A 2,662-nucleotide genomic window follows, 5' to 3' on the forward strand; every position below is an offset into this window, starting at 1 on the left:
ACACCAATCTCTGGCCCCGCATGAGTGTAAACACCGGCGTGGGTAATTCTTGGGATTGAGGCCCCAACAACATTACAGATGCCTAAAATTGTTGCCCCCCTTTCTTTAGCAATTTCAATCGCAGCCATCGTATCTGCTGTTTCGCCAGATTGGGATATGGCAATTACTATGTCCTTTTCACTGATAATAGGGTTACGATACCTAAACTCCGAAGCATATTCAACCTCTACAGAAACACGCCCGTATTCCTCAATTAAATATTCGCCCGCTAAACCGGCATGCCAGGATGTGCCGCAGGCTATAATTATTATCCGTTCGGCATTTTTTAGTTTATCGGCATATTCTTTAACCCCACCTAACGCAACTTTGCCCACTTTCGGAATARTGCGTCCGCGCATACAATCTTTTATTGAACGCGGCTGTTCAAATATTTCCTTTAGCATAAAATGCTCAAAACCACCTTTTTCAAGCGATTCGAGTTTCATCTCCAGTTCCTGTATAAGTGGCGTTTGAATCACATTATCCAATCGTTTAACTAAAAGTCCTTCACGTTTAACCAGCGCTATTTCATTGTCTTTTAAGTAGATAACATTCTTGGTGTATTCTACAATAGGTGTTGCGTCCGAGGCTATAAAGTATTCACCATCGCCAACGCCTATAACCAGCGGGCTTCCTTTTCGGGCAGCTATCAATTGGCCCGGGTTTTCCCTGTCTAATATAACTATGGCATATGCGCCAATAACAGTATTTAAAGCCAGGCGAACGGCTTCCAACAAATCTGTTTGTTCAATATTTTGTATTTCTTCAACTAAATGGATTAAAACTTCTGTATCTGTTTCGCTCCTAAATTTATGCCCCCGGTTTATTAACTCTTCTTTCAGTGTTGAATAGTTTTCAATGATGCCATTATGAATAATGTGTAACCGGTTGTCATTTGATGCATGAGGATGCGAGTTCAGATCAGATGGTACACCATGCGTAGCCCACCGGGTATGGCCTATTGCAATTAATCCGCTTGTATCCTGGGTCTCGGCAAAGTTTTCAAGGTACGATACTTTGCCAACCTTTTTATAAACGTTAAAACCCTCCTGGTTGATAATCGCAATTCCAGCGCTATCATAACCACGGTATTCTAATCTTTTAAGGCCTTTTATTACAATTGGCCACGCGTCACGAAATCCGATATAACCTACAATTCCACACATAACTTTGGTATTTTGATGGTAATTAATTTATTTGGTAAACAAATTTATCTAATTGATTACCAATACCCTATGGGATACGCCGATTGAAGCTAAAATTGTAAACAGCAGCAATTTTTTACACAAAAAGATGTAAAATAGCTCAATCACATTTACATATTTGCATAATAATTAACCAAAAAGGTTTTTAAAAGAAATATTAAGCATCTAAAAATGAAGTACAGACAGTTGATTTCCGCTTTTTTTGATTTATAATACAGGACGATTGCCTAAACATGATGCCTTTTGTTCTTCGGCAAGCCCTGGCTGTCCCTTTTTTCCTCACTCTCAAAACATCAAAAACATGCTGTAACTGGTAATAAATCTCGTTCTGTTTCGTAAGTGTCCCCATTTCTTAGGATATTTACCACATACAGCAGCAAGGGAAACTTAGTGAATATAGCAACGGATATACAGCAAGATGATTTTGAGGGACATACCTACATTATAGATGATATATCTTTTGCTGCTATTACCGAAACTATAATACTCCAAAGATCAGAAGCCGGATTTGACAACCATCCCTCTGGTTATAAACACATTATTCCACAATTAATTACAATAAACCAGGGCACATTTGGCCATGAGTATAATGCGGCCAACTTTCCTGTGGTAACCCTAATTCAGCAAAACAACCAGCTGTTACTCACCTGCGGTTGCAACTTCCCTCATCATAAACTTTGTGAGCACCAGGCTTTGGTGCTCACTGCCATTATTAAAAAAAGCGAACTCCGTATTTTTTATGATGCGCATTTAAGGGATGATAAACTCAGAAAAGCAGCCCAAGATTATGGCCTTGAAAATGAAACCGATCTTGATGAATTCTTTACGGTTAGTTACGAGGACAAAAAAGCCCAAATCCACCCCAAATTAGCTTCGCTTATCCCTGTTACCAAAGAAAGTTTAGCTTCATACAGTCAAATGGTACTGGCGCCGCAAATTGCCGCTCCTAAGCAATCAGCAGATGATACCGGCCAAACTGTTTGTGTTGTTTTAAAACAGCATAAGTATTACAAGTACCTTTTTATTGAGCTTTATCAGGCCCAAACTACTAAAGATGGCAAAATAAAGAATCCATTAAAACCGGTAAACCCTTTAGATCACATTTGGGAAACCGAGGATCATGAGCAGTTAAAGTTTTTTACCGGGGTTAATAAATTTCAAAATCACGTCAATAATAAAAGGTCGGCAGCAGATATTTTAGCTTTGCGGGCCATTGTTAAAAATCCATTGAAGTATGATTTTTATTATCATAACAGCGAGGTATCTGATAATATTACAGCAGCCTCGATAGCTCCGGTAAAAGTGGGCTTACTCCCACATGATATTAATCTTAACATCAATCCCCGGGGGCCATTTTATGAATTCTCGGGGCAGCTTAAAATCAATGACGTTTTATATCAGCTAAAAGACCTTAGTAT

1 protein-coding gene and 1 pseudogene are annotated in these 2,662 nt (G+C 39.0%); one reads left to right on the forward strand and one right to left on the reverse strand.

The window, feature by feature from the left end:
• Window positions 1-1,205, reverse strand: a 1,205-nt coding sequence (gene glmS, locus AC1DPZ_RS25175; protein ID WP_477408650.1) for a glutamine--fructose-6-phosphate transaminase (isomerizing), incomplete at its 3' end; no start/stop codon positions are given.
• A gap of 429 nt (window positions 1,206-1,634) precedes the next feature.
• On the opposite strand from glmS, the pseudogene AC1DPZ_RS25180 reads away from it, so the two are divergent.
• Window positions 1,635-2,662 (forward strand): annotated as a pseudogene (locus tag AC1DPZ_RS25180) (DEAD/DEAH box helicase); the annotation flags it as partial.

The sequence above is a fragment of the Mucilaginibacter sp. P4_G9 genome (genome assembly GCF_056400985.1).